This window comes from Rhizobium sp. N621, from assembly GCF_001664325.1.
GTDB lineage: Bacteria > Pseudomonadota > Alphaproteobacteria > Rhizobiales > Rhizobiaceae > Rhizobium > Rhizobium esperanzae.
The window spans coordinates 795,528-813,253 of sequence record NZ_CP013495.1 but is presented as its reverse complement, the minus strand read 5'-3'; the positions used below and the strand labels follow the sequence as shown (position 1 = coordinate 813,253).

Sequence of the window (17,726 nt, the reverse complement as noted above, 5' to 3'; positions counted from 1 at the left end):
GAATTCCGCCGATTACTGTCCGATTTCCTGGTTCCGGTCGACGTAATTCCGCACAATGACCTGCCGGCCGCAAATCTCAGCCGTCTCGTCATTGGTCTGTCTCGGCAGATAACACCTGCGGCACACCTCGCTCTTCAGGAAACCTTGGGGTTCCTTGTGCAGAGCGCGCACCGCGTTCATTTTTTCCCCATGCCAGATCTGGTGCACGGTTTCGGTGTTCGCATTCCCGATAACCTCGCGGTTCTCCTCGTCGTTCGAGCACTTCATGACCAATCCGTCGGCACCAATCACCAGGCGTTGGTACTGCTGCGGGCATGTGAAGTTATCGAGATAGGCGATATCGGAATCGTTGCCGAGGTAATCGATCAGCGGATTGAAGGCGACGAGATCCACGTGAGGCGCGAAGGTCTCGTAATAGAGATCCGGATTTTCCCGGATTGCCGGCCAGATACCCTGCACCTTGATGACAGGACGGTTGAGACCGCGCTCCTCCTTGTACTTCTTTATGTCCTTGATCTTGTCGAGCAGCGCCTCGAACTTGATCGGCTTGCGGATCTTCTCATAAGTCTCGCCGGTACCGTCGATCGAAACGGTGATCCAGTCGATGCCGGCATCGACGAGCTGGGCGAAATAGTCTCTGTTGAGCTTGAAGCCATGCGTCAGGGTCGAGACTTCCTTGATCCCGTGGTCCTTGGCATAGCGCACACAGTCGGCAAAACGCTTGTGCAGCGTCGCTTCGCCGCGCAGCGACAGACGGATGGCAGGAACCTTGCCGCCGATCTCATCGATGATGCGGCAATAGAGGTCCCAGTCCATCCGGGTCGTGTTGACGTTTTTCTTGAACTCGTCGCTGATCGTATAGCACATCGGGCAACGCAGATTGCAGATCGATGCCAGCTCGAGATCGACGAGCAGCGGGTAATCCGAAACCTGCTGGTTCAAGGCATATTCCGACCACTTGCGACGGTAATCCGCGTATTCGGCTTCCCATCCCTCGCCACGGAATCTGTCGAACGTGGCTTCGCGCTCGTCCGTGTCCATCGAGTAGTTGCCCTTATTGATCGGAACGTAACGCTCGTTCAATTTACGACTCCTTCATCATCACGCCGATGCCGGCCGGCAGATCCCACTCCGGCCGCCATCCAAGAACGGCGCGAGCTCGCGTAATATCCGCCCGCACGTCAGGTATTTCATTCCGCCGAACGGCGCAAGACGACACTACTGGTAGATCAGTGCCGGCCGCTTGCTGCAAGATATCGATGATTTCCTGCACCGAATACGACGTTCCGGAGCCGATATTGATGCAGTGGTAACCTTCCGACACATCCATGGCCTTGGCAAAGGCGCTCAAGACATCGTCAACGAAGACATAATCCCGCCGCGGACTGAGGTCCATAACCTGTATTTCCTGCCTCGCCCGTATCCGGTTCAGAAGCGTCGGTATCAGGAACTCCGGGCGCTGCCCAGCCCCATATATATTGAAAAGCCGCAATACCACCACCGGTATTTGCTCATGTGTGGCAGCGAACTCACAGAGTTGTTCGGCAAGATGCTTGGAGAGCGCATAAGGGTTATTCGGCCTGACCGGATCGTTTTCCTGGATCGGCAGTTGCTCCGGCACTCCATACACATAGGCGCTTGCGAATACGAGCTTGGCCTTGTGCCGCTTGCACCAGTTCAGAGCATGCTGCGTACCGAGAACATTGGCGGCCATGAAGCTCGGGCCTTGCGTCCAACTGTCGGGAACGAATGTCCTGCCTGCCAGATGAAACAGCGTACGCGCCGCGGGGAGCTCCTGCCACATCCCCTCCTCGCTTATGTCACCAAGCGTTCGGTCAGCTGCAAGCACATCGACGCCGGCCTGTTTAAGCCGCTCAACCAGACGCTTCCCGAGAAAGCCGCCAGCACCGGTGACGATGGCATCAACCATTCAAGAACCTGGACTGCATGGTTTCGAACTGCTCGATCGCCAAGGCATAATCGTCAGGGCGTCCGATATCGAGCCAATAGCCCGCAAAATCGCGAACAGTGGCTGGCTTTCCGGCCGCCAGAAGATCGAGCATCAACTGGTCAAAGCCGTAGGCGCCGCGTTGCGGTATGTGTTCGACGGCCCGCGACGACACCATGTAGACGCCCATGCTGACCTTGTATTCAGCCGTCGGCTTCTCTCGAAAGCCGGTCAGCAGCCCGCTCTCGCCGGTGTCGAGAACGCCGTAATCGATGCGATGCTGGCGTGTCTTGGACGAAATCGTGAATATATTGCCGTCGCGGACATGCGCGTCATGAAAATCGGCATAGTTCAGATCCGTCAGAATATCCCCGTTCATGACAAGGAAATTCTCCGGCAGATCCGTGATCAGCCGCAGCGGTCCCATGGTGCCAAGCGGTTCGTCCTCGAGCGAATAATCGATGCGCACGCCCCATTTGTCGCCATCCTGGAAAAACGCCTTGATCAGTTCGGCCTGATGGTTGACGGCAAGCGTTATGTGCTGAAAGCCACCTGCTATCAGCTGACGGATGATGACCTCGAGAATGGGATAATCGCCGATCGGCATCAGCGGCTTTGGAAGCACGACGGTGTAAGGCCGCAGCCGCGTTCCCATTCCGCCCGCCAGAATGACCGCGCGTCTAGACATTGAAGATATCCGCCTTGTATCTCGCCAGATTCTGCGGCTGACGCAGCCATTCGACAGTCGCCTTCAGACCTTCTTCCAAGCTATAACGGGGCGAAAATCCCGTTAGAGACTTGATCAGGCTGTTGTCGCAGCACAAACGCTCCACCTCGCTGTTTACAGGACGCAAACGCTGTTCGTCGCATTCGATCTCGACGCTGACACCGATGATGTCGGCGATCAGCCGAACGGTATCGCCGATCGAGATCTCGCTGCCGGAGCCGATATTGACCGTCTGACCGACCGCTTCGTCGCAGGCTGCAAGCGCCAGAAAACCGTCGCACGTATCCTGCACGAAATTGAAATCCCGCGTGGGTGAAAGCGCGCCGAGCTTCAGCGTCGTCCGCCCGCTCAGAAGCTGTGAAATGACTGTCGGAATAACCGCCCTGGCAGATTGTCTCGGGCCATAGGTGTTGAAAGGCCGTGCGATCGTCACCGGCAGATCGAAGCTCGAATGATAGCTGTAGGCGATCGCATCAGCGCCGATCTTGGACGCCGAATAGGGCGACTGCGCTTGCAGCGGATGGCTTTCGCTGATCGGCACAAAACGCGCCGTACCGTAGACTTCGCTCGTCGAGGTCTGGATCACTCTTCCGACGCCGGCGTCAAGCGCGCCTTGAAGAACGTTCAAGGTCCCGTGCACATTGGTGTCGATATAGCTTGACGGAGCCTGGTAGGAATAGGGAATCGCGATCAGAGCGGCGAGGTGAAAGATCGTGTCGACACCTTTGGCGACGGAGCGCATTTGGGCGGGATCGCGGACGTCTCCGAGGATCACCTCGAACTTGCCGCGGTATTCGGACTGATCGAGCCAGCCCCAGCTGGAAAACGAATTATACTGGCAGAGTGCGCGGACTTCGACACCCGATCTCACCAGCGTCTCGACAAGATGAGAGCCGATGAACCCATCTGCTCCGGTGACAAGCGCCTTCTTCATTTCAAAACACCTTCAGAATCGCGCTGGAAGACCTTCTCAACCTCCCAAGGCAACTGTATCGCCGAAATCGACGGCTTCCGCTGTTGACCGAGCATCTGGATAATTCCGACATTATCCTCCACGTCAAACCGAATACCCTCGGCGACGGAATATATCGAGAATCGACTCGATATGCCCAATCGCACGTAAAAAGTGCCGGTGTTGAGGAGATATCCGGGAAATTTCACGCGGGCTCGATAATAACCGGCAGGCCGGGCGTCCAGGCGGCTGACGTCGAGCTCGGGATCGGAGAGGCTGACGAGCGTGGTGTAGCCGTCCTCCATCTTGATCTGCATCCCGACCGAGAGGCCGGAAAGAGGTTCCCTCAACTCGTATTCGACCTCGATGGAGAAACCCTTCGACAGTTCCACGGTTTCGGAAATCTCGTCCTTCTCGTTCAATACCGCAACGCGACATATGACGGCCTTTCCGTCGATATCCTCGGGATTGACCGAGTAACTTGCCGTGCCGCCGAACTCAGGGCGATCGAGATAGGCCTTTATCACATCTGCGGTATCGCCCATTGCAGCGACCTTGCCGTCAGCCATCAAAATCGATTTCGGGCAGATGCTGCTGATCGCCGTCATGTTGTGGCTGACGAAGATGATCGTTCGGCCGGTCTTTGTCACTTCCTGCATCCGCCCCATGCATTTGTTCTGGAAGTTGACGTCGCCGACGGCCAGCACTTCATCGACCAAGAGGATCTCCGGCTCGAGATGCGCCGCGACGGAGAAAGCGAGACGCACATACATTCCAGATGAATACCGCTTCACCGGCGTGTCGATGAATTCGCCAATCTCGGCAAACTCGACGATTTCATCGAATTTCGATCTGACCTCGGCACGGCTCATGCCGAGGATGGCGCCGTTGAGATAGACGTTCTCCCGGCCGGTGAGCTCTGGATGAAATCCGGTGCCGACCTCAAGCAGGCTGGCAATTCTGCCCCGTATTCCTATGAAACCCGAATTGGGCATGGTGATCCGCGACATCACCTTCAGCAGCGTGGATTTTCCGGCCCCGTTCCTGCCGATAATCCCAACGATTTCGCCGTGCCCAACTTCGAAGGAGACATCATCCAACGCATGGAAGAGATCTCCTTTGAGTCGGGATTGCTTGCCGCGCTCGGACGCGTAATCTGACACGGAAACATTCGGATCCGGAAGATTGCGCCACTTCGCCCACCAGCTCTGAAGGTCGCGATAAAGGGTGCCGTGATTGATCACGCCGAGACGATAGAGTTTGCTGACGTGCTCCGCTCGAATAACGATATCGTTCATCAGACGGTGTCCATCGCGTTGGCTTCCGCCCGTGAAAAAAGCGCCAGCCCGCATAGGGTGATTGCGACAGTCACCGCGAGATTGGCAAGACAAAGACCGACGGGCAAGGCGGGGGCATCAAACAGCGCCCAGCGGAAGGTTTGAACCGGGGTCGTCATTGGATTGATATAATAAAACCAATGATACCGTTCCGGAATCTGGCTGAAAGGGTACACGATCGGCGTAGCATACATCCACAACTGCGTCATGAACCCGACGGCGTAGACGAGATCGCGGAAACGGACCGTTAGCGCCGAAACGACAAGCCCGGCACCGATGCCCAGCACTGCGATATAGAGCAGCACCAATGGCGTCAGAAGCAGGAACCAATAGCTCAGGACCAAATCGGGGTTGGCAATTTTCAACCCGATGGAAACCGTCAGCAAGAGCAGGAACTGGATCGCAAAGGCGACAAGGCCGCTCATTGCAACGGATACCGGCACCACCAGTCTCGGAAAGTAAACCTTTCCAAACAGATTGGAATTCTTCGAGAAAACGTCGGAGTTATTGGCCAAACAGACGGAAAAATAGCTCCAGATGATCGTGCCCGACATGTAGAACAGGAAGGGCGGAAGGCCATCCGTGGAAAGATTGGCTATTTTTCCGAACACGACATAATAGGTCAACGCCGTCAGCGATGGTTGAATGATGTACCAGGCCGGCCCCAAAACAGTCTGCTTGTAGAATGTCGTGAAATCCCGCTTGAAGAACATCCAGATGAGGTCGCGATACCGCCAGACAAGCGCAAGATCCGGTGAATTGCCCTTCGAAGGCTTGATCACGATGTCCCAAACCTCCTCGGGCGCGGAGGCCGATCCCTTCAAGTGCTCTGTCATGCCGCCAACTTCAGCTTTTCCGGGAGCGCCGCAAGAAGGCTGCAGACGCGCTCGATCTCATCCTTTCTGTGCCCGGCCGAAATAGGTAGGCTCAGCTCGGTAGCATGCAGTTCATCGGCAATGGGATAATCGCCGGAAAGAATGCCTTGCATTGCCTTCTGCCGATGCGGCGGTATCGGATAATGCACCTCGGTCTTGACCCCGTTATCGAGCAGCCACTGGCGCAACTCGTCGCGGGCCGGGTGCCGTATCGCGAAGATATGGAACACATCATACTCGGCAGGTCGACGAAGCGGCTGCGCCAGCCATTCAGGCAGATTGGCAAAATAGATATCGGCCAGTGCCCGCTTATGTTCAGTCACCTGATCGAGGTGACGCAGCTTGACCCGCAGGAATGCCGCCTGCATCTCATCAAGCCTCGAATTTACACCGATATAGACGTTCTCATATTTTTTCTTCGAGCCGTAGTTGCGCATGTGTCGCAAACGATCTGCAAATTCGTCATCATCGGTGACGATCGCGCCCGCATCTCCGAGAGCTCCAAGATTCTTGGTCGGATAGAAGCTGAAACAGCCGGCAATTCCAAAGGTGCCGGTCAGCTTGCCGTCATAGCGCGCGCCGTGCGACTGCGCGCAATCCTCGATCACCTTGAGACCATGCTCGCTTGCAAACGCGGCGATCTCGGTCATCCGGCAGGCTTTGCCGAAAAGATGCGTCACGCAGATTGCCTGCGTCTTGCGTGTGAGCGCCGCCGGAAGGCGCTCCGGATCGATATTGAAGGTTTCGCGCTCGGGCTCCACCAGAACGGGTTTGTGGCCCGCGCGAAGAATTGCCAGAATAGTGGCTATATAGGTGTTGGAGGCAACCATGATCTCGCTGCCTTTCGGCAGGTCGAGCGCTTCGATCGACAGGATCAATGCATCCAGACCATTGGCCACGCTGATGCAATGTTTGCTTTCCGCGAAGGCGGCGAATTCGGCTTCGAATGAGGAGACCTCATTGCCAAGTATGTACCATCCGGAACGAATGACACGGGATGCAACCGCCTCCAACTCTTCCATCAGCGCGCGGTTGGCTTGCGCAAGACTTTCATACTCAATCATCTCAGAGCCGTTCGTAGGGAGTGTCGATGTAGTCGTCCTTATCGTACCCGTGAGAGGCAAAAACCAGCAGGATAGAACCGGGACCGAAGGTCATTTCATGCCAATCCCTTGGCTCCACCAGCAGGCACTGGTCCGGTGACGACAAGGTGATCTCTTCCCTGGCTTTTCCATCGTCCATCAAAACCATCACGCTTCCCGATATCGCCACCAATGCCTGCCGAGTCTTGTGATGACGATGGCCGCCGCGTTTATATCCGTCGGCACCATAGATCCAGAAGCTCCGGACGACCGGAAATGGCAGTATTCCGTCCATGACGGTCAACGCGCCTCGTGCGTCGGACATCGTCTTTAACGTAAGCAGAGTAAAAGCAGACAAGATTGGTTTCCAGTTTTGCGGGTCAGCCGGGCGGGAAATGCGGAGCTGGTTCCCTCACCAGGCTGATGAGGTATCGACCGTAAGAGCTCTTTTCAAGTGGAGCCGCAAGTCTTAGCAACTGCTCGGCATCTATGTATCCCAAATGAAAGGCGATTTCTTCGGGGCAGGCAATCTTCAGCCCCTGGCGCCGCTCGATGGTGGCAATGAACTGACTGGCTTCAAGGAGTGAATCGTGCGTGCCCGTATCAAGCCAGGCATGTCCTCTGCCCAAGACGGCAACATTCAGCCTGCCGGCCGACAGATAATGCCGATTGATATCGGTAATTTCGGTTTCACCGCGCGGCGAGGGTTTCAAACCGGCTGCAATGTCAACCACGTCATTGTCGTAGAAATATAAGCCCGTCACAGCGTAAGAAGAGCGGGGCCTGGACGGCTTTTCCTCCAGGCTGAGGACTTTGCCCTCACCGTCAAACTCCACCACCCCATACCGTTCGGGATCGTGGACTTTGTACGCGAAGATCGTCGCTTCGTCCGATCTCGCGGAAGCCCCGGATAAATCATGAGTCAGGAGATTGCCGTAGAAGATATTGTCTCCCAGTACGAGAGCGGTTGCCTCCCGCGCGATGAATTCCCTGCCGATCGAGAATGCCTGGGGAATTCCGTCCGGTGCGGCCTGCACGGCATATTGGAGGTTTAGTCCCCATTGGGCGCCGTCACCCAGCAGCTGTTCAAAACGTGGGGTGTCCTGTGGCGTGGAGATAATCAGGATATCCCGGATGCCTGCAAGCATCAGCGTTGACAGGGGATAGTAGATCATCGGCTTGTCGAAAACCGGAAGAAGTTGCTTCGAAATGGCGAGAGTCGCCGGATGAAGTCGGGTGCCCGAGCCACCGGCGAGCAAGATGCCCTTGCGCAGTTTTTTATTCGAAGACAAGAGACCTCCTGCAACCGGTAAATCCACGCGCACTCACGAGCTTATCGTGGTGATATCGCTATTCGACAGTGCTCACTACAGATAGATGGGGCCGCATGCAATGCACTTAGCAAGAGGAGCAGCCGCCGCCGCTCACCAATCAGGCGTTGATCGAGGATAACTTGCGGTACTCGATTGCGGTAGTGCCTTTCCGTCTGATACGGGTTGGTGCTATCGCCTTTTGAAATGTGAGCAAGATACCCTTAGATGGCTGCAGATACTGCCAATCCAAGCTCCCCCCGGATAAGCCTCATCACCGTTTGCTGGAATGTCGAGCAGACAATTGCTGATACCTTGCGGTCCATCGACGCTCAAACCTACCGCAATTTCGAACACATCATCATTGATGGCGGCTCGAGCGATTCCACCCTCGCCATCATCGCTTCGGCGCCGGCGGACAACCGCTGCGTAGTCTCGGAACGGGACGGAGGTATCTATGAGGCCATGAACAAGGGGATTGGTCTTGCGAGCGGCGACATCATCGGCTTCTTGAATGCGGACGACACTTTCGAGAGCAATGACTCCCTCGGAACCGTGGCGGCCGCGCTGGATGATGAAGCATATGACGGCTGCTATGGTGATCTCGTCTATGTTTCCAACCGGCACATCGATCGCAAGGTCCGTTACTGGAAATCCCGCGCGTTCAAACCCGGTTTCTTCGCGCGCGGGTGGTGCCCGCCGCACCCAACATTCTATGTTCGGCGCAACATCTATGAACGGTTCGGGCGGTTTGATCTGCGTTATCGGCTTGCAGCCGACGTCGAGCTGATGATGCGATTCTTGGAAGTCGCGCGGATCAGAACAATCTATATCCCGCAAGTCTTGGTCAGAATGCGCTTAGGGGGCGCCACGAACAAAAACGTTCAAAATATATCGCGCCAGAACAAGGAGGTGCTGCGCGCCCTTGCCGACCACGGCCTCAAGGTCTCAACATCGATGTTCTGGGCCTTTAAGATCGTGAACCGGCTAGGCCAGTTCCTGAGGCGCAATCGATCGCAGGACTGATCAGCTCAAAGCCGCCGCCAATGGCGGGTCACACCGCCACCCTCCCCCGCACCCCATTCGCAATCGCCGTCATCCTGTCCGCCGCAGCATGCCCGATCAGCATGAACGCATGCGTCGCATTCGACCAGTAGACGACATTCATTCCCTTGCGGTTTTCAAGGTCCGGCGCCTTCGGCCCAGCGTCGGATTTCACGATGCAGAGCGCCATCGGGCCGGTCTCGGGATCGAGATAGGCGATCTGGGCGAGCGCCTTGCCGTCATATTGTAGCAGCAGGGCGCGTTTGAAATCGACCCCCGGGAGCGAAACGGCTTCCGGTGAGAGCGACAGGCCGAGCTTCTCGTCAAGACTGGCGAGCTGGGCGGCCTGGTCCTGCCTGCCGGGAACGGGGCCGGCGAGCGTTTCGGCGGTATAGAGCGAGATATAGTCCGCGACCACGGCGCGCCATTCGCTGTTTTCGTCCTTTGCCGACAAACCTTTACCGATGCCGATGACGGCGCGGTCGATGGCGATGCCGGCCACAAGCGAGGCGGCGAGCGCACCGAGGAAGCGACGGCGCGTGGGCGCGGGTGCAGCGACCGATCTTGCGTTCTCATGCGCAGGAATGGCGGAGAGCATCGCCTGCAGTTCTTCGCGCGGGGCTTCGGAGAGCAGCGGAGCGAAAGCCTGCTCGAACGGCAGGCTGGCGCGCGCCAGGAAATCCAATCGTTCGGCGACGCTCTCATCTTCCTTGACGATGGCCTCGATGCGGGCTCTCTCTTCCGCCGTCAGCTCGCCGTCGATGAAGGCTGTGAGGTCCTCGTCGGAAGGAATGGTGTGTTTCGTGCTCATGGCCGTCCCCCTGCCGGTCCGGCGCCGGAGAGCCTGGCGCGGGCGGCCGCCAGCCGGCTCATCACGGTCCCGATCGGAATATCCAATATGCCTGCAACCTCGCGATAGGAAAGTCCTTCCACATAGGCGAGGAAAACCGCCGTCCGCTGCGCCTCGGGCAACGCATTTACCTGCTTCAGCACCTGCCCCGCCATCACATGCGTTTCAGTATCGTGCGCGCCGTCGAAGGTCAGCGCCTCGCCGGCATCGACAAAACCCTGGCCCTGTCGCACCCGGCGCGATCGGATCTCGTTCAGCCAGATCGAATGCAGGATCGAAAACAGCCAGCGGTCGAGCCGGGTGCCGGGAACGAACTGGCCGGCGCGCTCGAGCGCGCGAAGGCAGGTCGCCTGCACCAGGTCGTCGGCGACATCGCGCTGATGCGAGAGAACGAGACCATAACGCCAGAGCCTGGCCAGGTTTTCCGTCAGACCGCTCCTGATATCCGCTTCGCTCGCGATGGCCGCCTCCGCCGATCCTGCATCCCTTGGAACCGCCTGACAAACCGGCGATTCCATTCTCGCGCGACTATAGGCAGGAAATGTAGCGTCCGCGACCGACATTCGGATATCCTTTTCCGGCTCCATTTCCCGCCAGTGGCCTAAGCTCAGATCTTCGACGGGTCGACGATCGCCGCGTTCAGATCCTGATATTCCTCGCAAGCCGTGCCGCAGATCGTCTTGATCGTGTTCAGCTGTTCTCTGGCAAGATCGAGCCGGCCCTTGATGACATAGGCTTCGCCGAGATATTCGCGGACCTTGGCGTATTGCGGATCCATCTTCACCGACTTCAGGTAATAGGAGATGCCTTCGTCGGTGCGGCCGAGCTTGCGGCTGGCGTAACCGCGATAGTTCAACACCTCGGCGCTGTTCTGGTTCCTGACCGTATCGAGCATGGCAAGCGCCTCTTCATAACGGCCGGCCTTGGCTAGCGAATAGGCATAGTCGGTACGGTTCTCGTCCGAAACATTGGCGCTCTGCTGCTTGACGCATTTCTTGGTCTTCTTGTCGTAGATCTCACCCTTCTTGCAGGTCGGCATCGTGCTGTTGTCATTGCCGACAGCAAAGACCGGGCCGGAGAAGAGCGAAGCGGCAAGGCAGCCGCCGAGAAGGACGGAAGCAATGCGGACTGTCGTGATCGTCATCGGAAAACTCCTGGAAAGTGACGTTGCGAGGAGAGAACACCGCTGCCCTGGGCTTTATTCGCCTGCCTCTCTATTTTCTCCATCACTGCTTCGTGAAGTCCCCGAGGCCGAATAAATCATCGGGACCGGGTGTTCTCAGCGTTGTGCCGGGAACGACAAGGAGAATTCCGTGACCGATACCGTCAGACTCGTCAGCCTCGCCACCGCCACGCCCGAACATGTCATCTTCCAAAACCAGGCGGCCGAAGCCTCGGCCCGGCTGTTTGCCGGCCGTTTCGAGGATTTCCATCATCTAGCTCGCGTCTTCGACAGCGCCGGCATCAACAAGCGCCATGCGGCGCGGCCGCTTGCCTGGTTCGACGAAACGCATGGCTGGCAGGACCGCATGCAGGCCTATGGAGAGGTGGCGGGCGCCCTTTTCGTGGAGGCCGCCACCTCGGCAATTCGCCGGGCGGACCTCAGCGCCTGTGATGTCGACTGTATCGTCACCGTCTCTTCCACCGGTTTTACGACGCCGAGCCTCGATGCGCAGCTTGCCCGCCGCATGGGCTTCAGAACCGATATCGAGCGGGTGCCGGTCTTCGGGCTCGGCTGCGCCGCCGGCGTCTCGGGCTTTGCCGTCGCGGCGCGGCTGGCAAGCAGCCGGCCGGGCGCCGTCGTGCTTTTCGTCTCGATCGAGCTTTGCACGCTCGCCTTCCGGCTGGACGAGCTGACGCGGCCGAACATCATCGCGACGGCGCTGTTCGGCGACGGCGCGGCCGCCTGCGTGCTCCGCGCCGGCGAAGGCGGGCTGGCCGAAGTGGAATCAACCGGCGAGCATCTCTTCCCGGACACTCTCGACATCATGGGCTGGAAGATCGACGATGGCGGCTTCGGCATCGTGCTGGCGCAATCCTTGCCGCCCTTCGCCGAACGGGAACTCGCCCCGGCGGTCACGGCCATTCTGGCGCGAAACGGGCTGGAACTGGCAGACATCGACCGTTTCATCTGCCACCCCGGCGGCATGAAGGTGCTGGCCGCAATGGAGAGCGCGCTTTCACTGACACCCGGCACGCTCGATCACGAACGAGGCGTGCTTGCCGAATATGGCAACATGTCTTCGCCGACGGTGCTGTTCGTGCTGGAGCGGGTAATCCGCGCCGGACTGCCGGAGCGAGCGGCGATGATCGCCATGGGACCGGGTTTTTCGGCCAGCTGCGTGACGCTGCGGAGGGCGGCATGATGTGGCCGTCGATCGCGCTCCTGACATTCGTGACGCTGCAGCGGCTGGGCGAGCTCGTGCTTGCCCAGCGCAACACTGCCGCCCTTCGTGCCAGAGGTGCAAGAGAGGTCGCGCCCGAGCACTATCCCATGATGGTGGCACTGCACGCGGCCTGGATCATTGGCCTCTGGCTGCTGGCGCCCGGCAGGCCGGTCGAGCCCTTCTGGTTGGCGATATTTATGGGGCTGCAGGCGCTGCGCCTCTGGGTGCTGGCGACGCTGAAGGATCGCTGGACGACACGCATCGTGATCTTGCCGGGTGTGCCGCTCGTCAGCTCCGGCCCCTACCGTTTCCTGCGGCATCCGAACTATGTGGTCGTCGTCGGCGAGATCGCCATCCTTCCGCTGACCTTCGGTCTGCCCGGCTATGCGACCGTCTTTTCGCTTTTCAACGCTGCGATCCTGCATGTGCGCGTAAAGGCCGAGAATGCCGCACTAAAAAGCGCAATGATTTTGAAATGAATGCTAATTTTCGTTTGCACGCCGCTATCGGCAGGGGCATTTTCACTGCGATAACAGAGCGGAATGCAGGGGAATGACGAAAAACGCAATCGTACTCGGCGCCGGCATCGTCGGGGTGTCCACCGCCATCCATCTGCAGCGACGCGGCCGCCAGGTGATGCTGATCGACCGCAAGGATCCGGGCAACGAAACCTCCTTCGGCAATGCCGGCCTGATCCAGCGCGAAGGGGTGGCACCTTACGGCTTTCCCCAGCAGCTCGGCCTGCTCATGCGTTATGCGCTCAACAACCGCATCGATGCGCATTATCATCTTAGAACGCTGCCGAGTCAGCTCGCCTTTCTCGCCCGTTACTGGTGGAATTCGAATGCCCGGCGACACGCGGCAATCACCCGTGCCTATGCGCCGCTGATCGAAAATTCGATTGCCGAGCACAAGGACCTGATCGAGGCCTCCCAGGCGCAGGCGCTGATCCGCAAGGACGGCTGGATGAAGATCTTCCGGACGGAGGCCAAACGCGACGAGGCCCTTGCGGAGGCCGTCCTTTGGCAGAATGAATTCGGAATAGACTATGACAGCCTTACCTCGGCCGATATCGTCCGAATGGAACCTGATATGACAGTCCGTTTCGCCGGCGGCATCCGCTGGCGCGATCCCTGGTCGGTGCTCGATCCGCATGCGCTGACATCGGCCTATCGCCGCTATTTCGAAAGCCTCGGTGGCCGCTTCGTCACCGGCGACGCCGCCTCGCTCGGCCAGTTCGGTTCCGGCTGGAAGATCATGACCGGGGAAGGCTCGCTCGAAGCCGATGATGCGGTGATCGCGCTCGGCCCCTGGGCAGCCGTCTCGACGCGCCGGCTCGGTTATTCCTTTCCCCTCGGCGTCAAGCGCGGCTATCACATGCATTATGCCGCCGAGGGCGATGCCGTGCTCAACAATTGGATTCTCGATGCCGAGCGCGGTTATTTGCTGGCGCCGATGAGCCGCGGCATCCGCCTGACGACAGGGGCGGAGTTCGCGACGCTCGACGCGCCGAAGACGCCGGTGCAGCTCGACCGGGCCGAAGCCGTGGCGCGTACGATCTTCCCTCTCGGAGGCAGGCTCGATCCCGAACCATGGATGGGCGCGCGCCCCTGCACGCCGGACATGATGCCTATCATCGGCAAGGCGCCGCGCCATCAGGGCCTGTGGTTCGCCTTCGGCCACGCCCATCACGGACTGACGCTCGGACCGGTGACCGGCCGCGTGCTTGCGGAACTCATCAGCGGCGAAACGCCGTTCATCGATATCTCGGCCTACTCGCCGCAGCGCTTCAAGCCATGACACCGAGGGTGGAGAGCCCGCTGAGCGCCGTTGCCGCAATGCCGTCGATCGTATCGTCGATATCGACGGTGACGACACCGGGTTCGCCTGTCGGCACCTCGAGTGTCGCCAGCTGACTTTCGAGCAGCGAGATCGGCATGAAATGCCCCTTGCGCTCGCCCATGCGCTTCGTCAGCAGAGCCTTGGATCCTTCGAGATAGACGAAGAACAGATTGCCGCCGGCAGCAGCCCTCAGCCTGCCGCGATAGGTACGTTTCAGCGCCGAACAGGAGACGATGATGCCCTCGCCTTTTTCCAGCGAGGCCTGCATCCGTTTGCCGATCAGGTCGAGCCAGGGCATCCGATCCTCATCGGTCAGCGGAATGCCCTTCGACATCTTCTCGACATTGGCGGCCGGATGAAGCGCATCACCTTCGACGAAGGCCAGATGCAAGGCCTCAGCAAGTTTCTCGCCGACCGAGGATTTGCCACAACCGCTGACCCCCATGACAATGATCGCATGAGGTCTGTTGATCCGATCGTCCTGCATGTTTCCTCTCAACGGCGGCTTCCCGCTCAGTCGAGCGGGAAATGACAGGCATATTGTTGTGCGCCTTCTCCACTTAATTCGGGAGAAACCTGCCGACAATAGTCCTGCGCCTTCCAGCAGCGCGGATTGAAGTGGCAGCCGGACGGCGGCTTCAGCGGCGACGGCAGTTCACCCTGCAGGCGGATGCGGTTCTTCTCGCGCTCGGGATCGGCGATCGGGGTCGCCGACAGCAAGGCGGCCGTGTAGGGATGGCGCGGACGGGCGAAGACTTCGGCGGCAGGACCGGTTTCGATCGGGCGGCCGAGATACATCACCATCACCTCGTCGGCGATGTGATGGACGACCGAGAGGCCGTGCGAGATGAAGAGATAGGCAAGGCCCATCTCCTTCTGCAGGTCCATAAGCAAGTTCAGCACCTGCGCCTGGATCGACAGGTCGAGGGCCGAAACCGGTTCGTCGAGCACCAGCACCTTCGGCCGCAGCATCAGCGCGCGGGCAATGGCGATGCGCTGGCGCTGGCCGCCGGAGAACATATGGGGATAACGGCCATGGTGTTCCGGGCGCAGCCCGACGCGGGCCATCATCTCCTCCACCTTGCGGCGGCGGGCGCTGGCATCGAGATCGGTATTGATCTTCAGCGGCTCGTCCAGAATTGCACCGACCTTCTGGCGCGGGTTGAGCGAGCCATAGGGATTCTGGAAAACGATCTGCACCTGGCTGCGCAGGCTGCGGTCGCCGACCCGCGCCGGCTTGCCGTCGATCAGCAATTCGCCGGCCGTCGGATCCTCGATCATCGTGACCAGACGGGCAAGCGTCGACTTGCCGCAGCCGGATTCGCCGACGACGGCAAGGGTCTTGCCGGAATGGAGGCTGAAGCTGACGCCGTTCAGCGCCCTGACCGTGGCGTCGGCTTTGAAGAGACCGCGGTTGACGGTGTAGAAACGGGCGAGATCCCTGCCCTCGAGAACAGCGCCTGTCATACCAGGTCTCCTGCAGTTTCATTGGCCATGACGCCGGGGTGCCCGAGCGGCTTGCCGTCCTTCAAAGGATAGTTGCACAACGCCAGCCCAAGTTCCGGTCCCTGGCGCACCACACCGCGCTCGCATTCGACCGTTGCATAGCCGCAGCGCGGGGCGAAAAGACAGCCCGTCGGACGGCCGTGCTGGCCGGGAACGACACCGGCGATCGAGGGAAGACGCTGGCCGACCTGGGCGCGTTCCGGCAGGGCGGCGAGCAGGGCTGCCGTATAGGGGTGATGCGGATCGCGGAACAGCGCTTTCACCGGTTGCTCCTCGACCTTCTGGCCGGCATATTGCACCTGCACGCGCTCGGCGGTTTCGGCAACGACGCCCATGTCATGGGTGATCAGCACCAGCGCCATGCCCTGCTCCTTCTGCAGGCGCACGAGCAGATCGAGGATCTGCGCCTGGATCGTCACGTCGAGCGCCGTCGTCGGCTCGTCGGCGATGAGGAGCTTCGGATTGCAGGCGAGCGCCATGGCGATCATGACGCGCTGGCTCATGCCGCCCGACATCTGGTGCGGGAAGTTCGACAGGCGGTCCTCCGGCGCCGGAATGCCGACGAGGCTCAAGAGTTCGATCGAACGTTCACGGCGCTCCTTCCGGTTGAGGCCCATATGGACGCGTAGCGTCTCGCCGAGCTGGAAGCCGACCGTGAAGCACGGGTTCAGGCTCGACATCGGCTCCTGGAAAATCATCGCCATCTCCTTGCCGACGATCCGGCGGCGCCGGCGGGCGGAGATGCCGCGCAGATCCTGGCCGTCGAACTGCAGGCGGTCGGCGGTGATCCTGGCGGTCCAGGGCAGAAGACCCATCAGGGCCAGCATGGCAACGGATTTGCCCGAGCCGGATTCACCGACGACCGACAGGATTTCACCCTTGTCGCAAGTCAGCGATACGCCGTCGACGGCGCGGAAAAGACCGGATGACGTCTGGAATTCGACAGTCAGATTTTCGATTTCGAGGAGCGGCATCACGACCTCTTCAGTTTGGGGTCAAGCGCATCGCGCAGGCCATCGCCCATCAGGTTGATGGCAAGAACGGTGATGAGGATGGCAAGACCCGGAAATGTCACGACCCACCAGGCGCGCGAGATGAATTCGCGGGACTCGGCAAGCATGGTGCCCCATTCGGGTGTCGGGGGCTGAGCGCCCATACCGAGAAAGCCGAGGGCGGCGGCATCGAGGATCGCCGCCGAAAAGGCAAGCGTCGCCTGAACGATCAGGGGGCCGAGACAGTTCGGCAGGATCGTCTTGAACATCAAGCGGAGCGTTCCCGCGCCGGCGACGCGCGAGGCGATCACATATTCCTTCTCACGCTCGGAAATGACCGAGGCGCGGGTCAACCGCACGAAATGCGGTTGGTTAACCAGCGAAATCGCGATCATCGCATTGGTAAGGCCGGGACCCAGGACCGCCACCAGCACGAGCGCGAGCAGCAGCGACGGGAAGGCCAGGATGATGTCCATCAGGCGCATGATGGCGGTATCGATTCGGCCGCGGAAATAACCGGCGACGAGGCCGATCAGCACGCCGCATATGACTGAAAGCGTGACGACCACGACGCCGATGAAGAGCGAGAACCGCGCTCCATAGATCAGCCGCGAGAGGATATCGCGGCCGACGGCATCCGTCCCGAGCGGAAAGGAAGCGTGGCCTCCTTCCATCCAGGCCGGCACTGCCAAGAGCACTTCACGATTCTGCTCGTTCGGCGCATGCGGCGCAAAAACCGGTGCAAAGATCGCAACGGCGAGAATGATGACGAAAACAACGAGGCCGATGACGGCACCCTTGTTACGGGAGAAATAATGCCAGAATTCCGCAAGAGCGGATGGCTGGCCGGTTTTGACGGTGACCGTGCTCATGG

20 protein-coding genes are annotated in these 17,726 nt (G+C 59.5%); 4 read left to right on the top strand and 16 right to left on the bottom strand.

Annotation, left to right across the window (positions count from 1 at the left end; translation table 11 throughout):
* Positions 1-12: 12 nt before the first annotated feature.
* The 9 genes from AMK00_RS03960 to rfbA are packed head-to-tail and all read right to left on the bottom strand — an operon-like array spanning position 13 to position 8,213.
* Complete coding sequence (locus AMK00_RS03960; protein WP_064809641.1) at positions 13-1,083, bottom strand: radical SAM/SPASM domain-containing protein; 1,071 nt, start codon at positions 1,081-1,083, stop codon at positions 13-15.
* 1 nt (position 1,084) lies between these two features.
* Complete coding sequence (locus AMK00_RS03955; RefSeq protein ID WP_064809640.1) at positions 1,085-1,930, bottom strand: NAD-dependent epimerase/dehydratase family protein; 846 nt, start codon at positions 1,928-1,930, stop codon at positions 1,085-1,087.
* The gene (locus AMK00_RS03950; protein WP_064809639.1) at positions 1,923-2,636 is read right to left on the bottom strand and encodes a nucleotidyltransferase family protein; all 714 of its coding nucleotides are present in this window, start codon (positions 2,634-2,636) and stop codon (positions 1,923-1,925) included. Before AMK00_RS03950 ends, AMK00_RS03955 begins: the two co-directional genes overlap by 8 nt.
* Positions 2,629-3,609, bottom strand: a complete 981-nt coding sequence (locus AMK00_RS03945) for an NAD-dependent 4,6-dehydratase LegB (protein ID WP_064809638.1) — start codon at positions 3,607-3,609, stop codon at positions 2,629-2,631. The genes AMK00_RS03950 and AMK00_RS03945 overlap by 8 nt, the downstream gene beginning before the upstream one ends.
* Positions 3,606-4,925 (bottom strand): ABC transporter ATP-binding protein, encoded by a 1,320-nt coding sequence (locus tag AMK00_RS03940; protein WP_004677155.1) that lies wholly within the window; start codon positions 4,923-4,925, stop codon positions 3,606-3,608. The genes AMK00_RS03945 and AMK00_RS03940 overlap by 4 nt, the downstream gene beginning before the upstream one ends.
* Entirely contained in the window at positions 4,925-5,800 is an 876-nt protein-coding gene (locus AMK00_RS03935) for an ABC transporter permease (protein ID WP_064809637.1), read from the bottom strand. Before AMK00_RS03935 ends, AMK00_RS03940 begins: the two co-directional genes overlap by 1 nt.
* Positions 5,797-6,903 (bottom strand): DegT/DnrJ/EryC1/StrS family aminotransferase, encoded by a 1,107-nt coding sequence (locus AMK00_RS03930; protein ID WP_064809636.1) that lies wholly within the window; start codon positions 6,901-6,903, stop codon positions 5,797-5,799. Before AMK00_RS03930 ends, AMK00_RS03935 begins: the two co-directional genes overlap by 4 nt.
* A 1-nt stretch (position 6,904) precedes the next feature.
* Complete coding sequence (locus AMK00_RS03925; RefSeq protein ID WP_012482746.1) at positions 6,905-7,279, bottom strand: sugar 3,4-ketoisomerase; 375 nt, start codon at positions 7,277-7,279, stop codon at positions 6,905-6,907.
* Positions 7,280-7,301: 22 nt separating this feature from the next.
* A complete protein-coding gene (gene rfbA / locus AMK00_RS03920; protein ID WP_012482745.1) occupies positions 7,302-8,213 on the bottom strand; it encodes a glucose-1-phosphate thymidylyltransferase RfbA in 912 nt (303 codons plus the stop codon).
* Between the two features lie 246 nt (positions 8,214-8,459).
* Here rfbA and AMK00_RS03915 point away from each other — a divergent pair, with 246 nt between their 5' ends.
* Positions 8,460-9,257: a glycosyltransferase family 2 protein gene (locus AMK00_RS03915; protein ID WP_012482744.1), complete on the top strand. Its 798-nt coding sequence runs from the start codon at positions 8,460-8,462 to the stop codon at positions 9,255-9,257.
* A gap of 28 nt (positions 9,258-9,285) precedes the next feature.
* Here the strand turns inward: AMK00_RS03915 and AMK00_RS03910 are convergent, their stop codons facing one another.
* From AMK00_RS03910 to AMK00_RS03900, 3 genes are read right to left on the bottom strand one after another with little or no spacing between them, the layout of a single operon-like run.
* A complete protein-coding gene (locus AMK00_RS03910) occupies positions 9,286-10,086 on the bottom strand; it encodes an anti-sigma factor family protein (RefSeq protein WP_064809635.1) in 801 nt (266 codons plus the stop codon).
* The gene (locus AMK00_RS03905) at positions 10,083-10,688 is read right to left on the bottom strand and encodes an RNA polymerase sigma factor (RefSeq protein ID WP_064809634.1); all 606 of its coding nucleotides are present in this window, start codon (positions 10,686-10,688) and stop codon (positions 10,083-10,085) included. The genes AMK00_RS03910 and AMK00_RS03905 overlap by 4 nt, the downstream gene beginning before the upstream one ends.
* 44 nt (positions 10,689-10,732) lie before the next feature.
* Positions 10,733-11,269 (bottom strand): tetratricopeptide repeat protein, encoded by a 537-nt coding sequence (locus AMK00_RS03900; RefSeq protein ID WP_064809633.1) that lies wholly within the window; start codon positions 11,267-11,269, stop codon positions 10,733-10,735.
* A 169-nt stretch (positions 11,270-11,438) separates the two neighbouring features.
* On the opposite strand from AMK00_RS03900, the gene AMK00_RS03895 reads away from it, so the two are divergent.
* From AMK00_RS03895 to AMK00_RS03885, 3 genes are all read left to right on the top strand, one after another.
* Positions 11,439-12,491 carry a type III polyketide synthase gene (locus AMK00_RS03895; RefSeq protein ID WP_064809632.1) on the top strand — a complete coding sequence of 351 codons (1,053 nt, stop codon included), beginning with the start codon at positions 11,439-11,441 and terminating at the stop codon, positions 12,489-12,491.
* Positions 12,488-12,991 (top strand): isoprenylcysteine carboxyl methyltransferase family protein, encoded by a 504-nt coding sequence (locus AMK00_RS03890; RefSeq protein ID WP_064809631.1) that lies wholly within the window; start codon positions 12,488-12,490, stop codon positions 12,989-12,991. The genes AMK00_RS03895 and AMK00_RS03890 overlap by 4 nt, the downstream gene beginning before the upstream one ends.
* Positions 12,992-13,064: 73 nt before the next feature.
* Positions 13,065-14,312, top strand: coding sequence for an NAD(P)/FAD-dependent oxidoreductase (locus AMK00_RS03885; RefSeq protein WP_064809630.1), 1,248 nt, complete (start codon positions 13,065-13,067; stop codon positions 14,310-14,312).
* On the opposite strand, the gene AMK00_RS03880 is transcribed toward AMK00_RS03885, so the two are convergent.
* Genes AMK00_RS03880 through AMK00_RS03865 form a run of 4 tightly spaced genes read right to left on the bottom strand, consistent with a single transcriptional unit; the run spans position 14,302 to position 17,724 of the window.
* Positions 14,302-14,841, bottom strand: a complete 540-nt coding sequence (locus AMK00_RS03880; RefSeq protein WP_064809629.1) for a gluconokinase — start codon at positions 14,839-14,841, stop codon at positions 14,302-14,304. The genes AMK00_RS03885 and AMK00_RS03880 overlap by 11 nt on opposite strands.
* Before the next feature lie 26 nt (positions 14,842-14,867).
* Positions 14,868-15,821 (bottom strand): peptide ABC transporter ATP-binding protein, encoded by a 954-nt coding sequence (locus tag AMK00_RS03875; RefSeq protein ID WP_064800742.1) that lies wholly within the window; start codon positions 15,819-15,821, stop codon positions 14,868-14,870.
* The gene (locus tag AMK00_RS03870) at positions 15,818-16,834 is read right to left on the bottom strand and encodes an ABC transporter ATP-binding protein (protein ID WP_064809628.1); all 1,017 of its coding nucleotides are present in this window, start codon (positions 16,832-16,834) and stop codon (positions 15,818-15,820) included. The genes AMK00_RS03875 and AMK00_RS03870 overlap by 4 nt, the downstream gene beginning before the upstream one ends.
* Positions 16,834-17,724, bottom strand: a complete 891-nt coding sequence (locus AMK00_RS03865) for an ABC transporter permease subunit (RefSeq protein ID WP_064809627.1) — start codon at positions 17,722-17,724, stop codon at positions 16,834-16,836. The genes AMK00_RS03870 and AMK00_RS03865 overlap by 1 nt, the downstream gene beginning before the upstream one ends.
* Between the last annotated feature and the right edge of the window lie 2 nt (positions 17,725-17,726).

What these genes read in the sequence shown, in the direction of transcription:
- AMK00_RS03955 (WP_064809640.1), bottom strand. Translation starts at nt 1,930, where the DNA reads ATGGTTGATGCCATCGTCACCGGTGCTGGCGGCTTTCTCGGGAAGCGT.
- AMK00_RS03950 (WP_064809639.1), bottom strand. Translation starts at nt 2,636, where the DNA reads ATGTCTAGACGCGCGGTCATTCTGGCGGGCGGAATGGGAACGCGGCTG.
- AMK00_RS03945 (WP_064809638.1), bottom strand. Translation starts at nt 3,609, where the DNA reads ATGAAGAAGGCGCTTGTCACCGGAGCAGATGGGTTCATCGGCTCTCAT.
- AMK00_RS03940 (WP_004677155.1), bottom strand. Translation starts at nt 4,925, where the DNA reads ATGAACGATATCGTTATTCGAGCGGAGCACGTCAGCAAACTCTATCGT.
- AMK00_RS03935 (WP_064809637.1), bottom strand. Translation starts at nt 5,800, where the DNA reads ATGACAGAGCACTTGAAGGGATCGGCCTCCGCGCCCGAGGAGGTTTGG.
- AMK00_RS03930 (WP_064809636.1), bottom strand. Translation starts at nt 6,903, where the DNA reads ATGATTGAGTATGAAAGTCTTGCGCAAGCCAACCGCGCGCTGATGGAA.
- AMK00_RS03915 (WP_012482744.1), top strand. Translation starts at nt 8,460, where the DNA reads ATGGCTGCAGATACTGCCAATCCAAGCTCCCCCCGGATAAGCCTCATC.
- AMK00_RS03910 (WP_064809635.1), bottom strand. Translation starts at nt 10,086, where the DNA reads ATGAGCACGAAACACACCATTCCTTCCGACGAGGACCTCACAGCCTTC.
- AMK00_RS03905 (WP_064809634.1), bottom strand. Translation starts at nt 10,688, where the DNA reads ATGTCGGTCGCGGACGCTACATTTCCTGCCTATAGTCGCGCGAGAATG.
- AMK00_RS03900 (WP_064809633.1), bottom strand. Translation starts at nt 11,269, where the DNA reads ATGACGATCACGACAGTCCGCATTGCTTCCGTCCTTCTCGGCGGCTGC.
- AMK00_RS03890 (WP_064809631.1), top strand. Translation starts at nt 12,488, where the DNA reads ATGATGTGGCCGTCGATCGCGCTCCTGACATTCGTGACGCTGCAGCGG.
- AMK00_RS03885 (WP_064809630.1), top strand. Translation starts at nt 13,065, where the DNA reads ATGACGAAAAACGCAATCGTACTCGGCGCCGGCATCGTCGGGGTGTCC.
- AMK00_RS03880 (WP_064809629.1), bottom strand. Translation starts at nt 14,841, where the DNA reads ATGCAGGACGATCGGATCAACAGACCTCATGCGATCATTGTCATGGGG.
- AMK00_RS03875 (WP_064800742.1), bottom strand. Translation starts at nt 15,821, where the DNA reads ATGACAGGCGCTGTTCTCGAGGGCAGGGATCTCGCCCGTTTCTACACC.
- AMK00_RS03870 (WP_064809628.1), bottom strand. Translation starts at nt 16,834, where the DNA reads ATGCCGCTCCTCGAAATCGAAAATCTGACTGTCGAATTCCAGACGTCA.
- AMK00_RS03865 (WP_064809627.1), bottom strand. Translation starts at nt 17,724, where the DNA reads ATGAGCACGGTCACCGTCAAAACCGGCCAGCCATCCGCTCTTGCGGAA.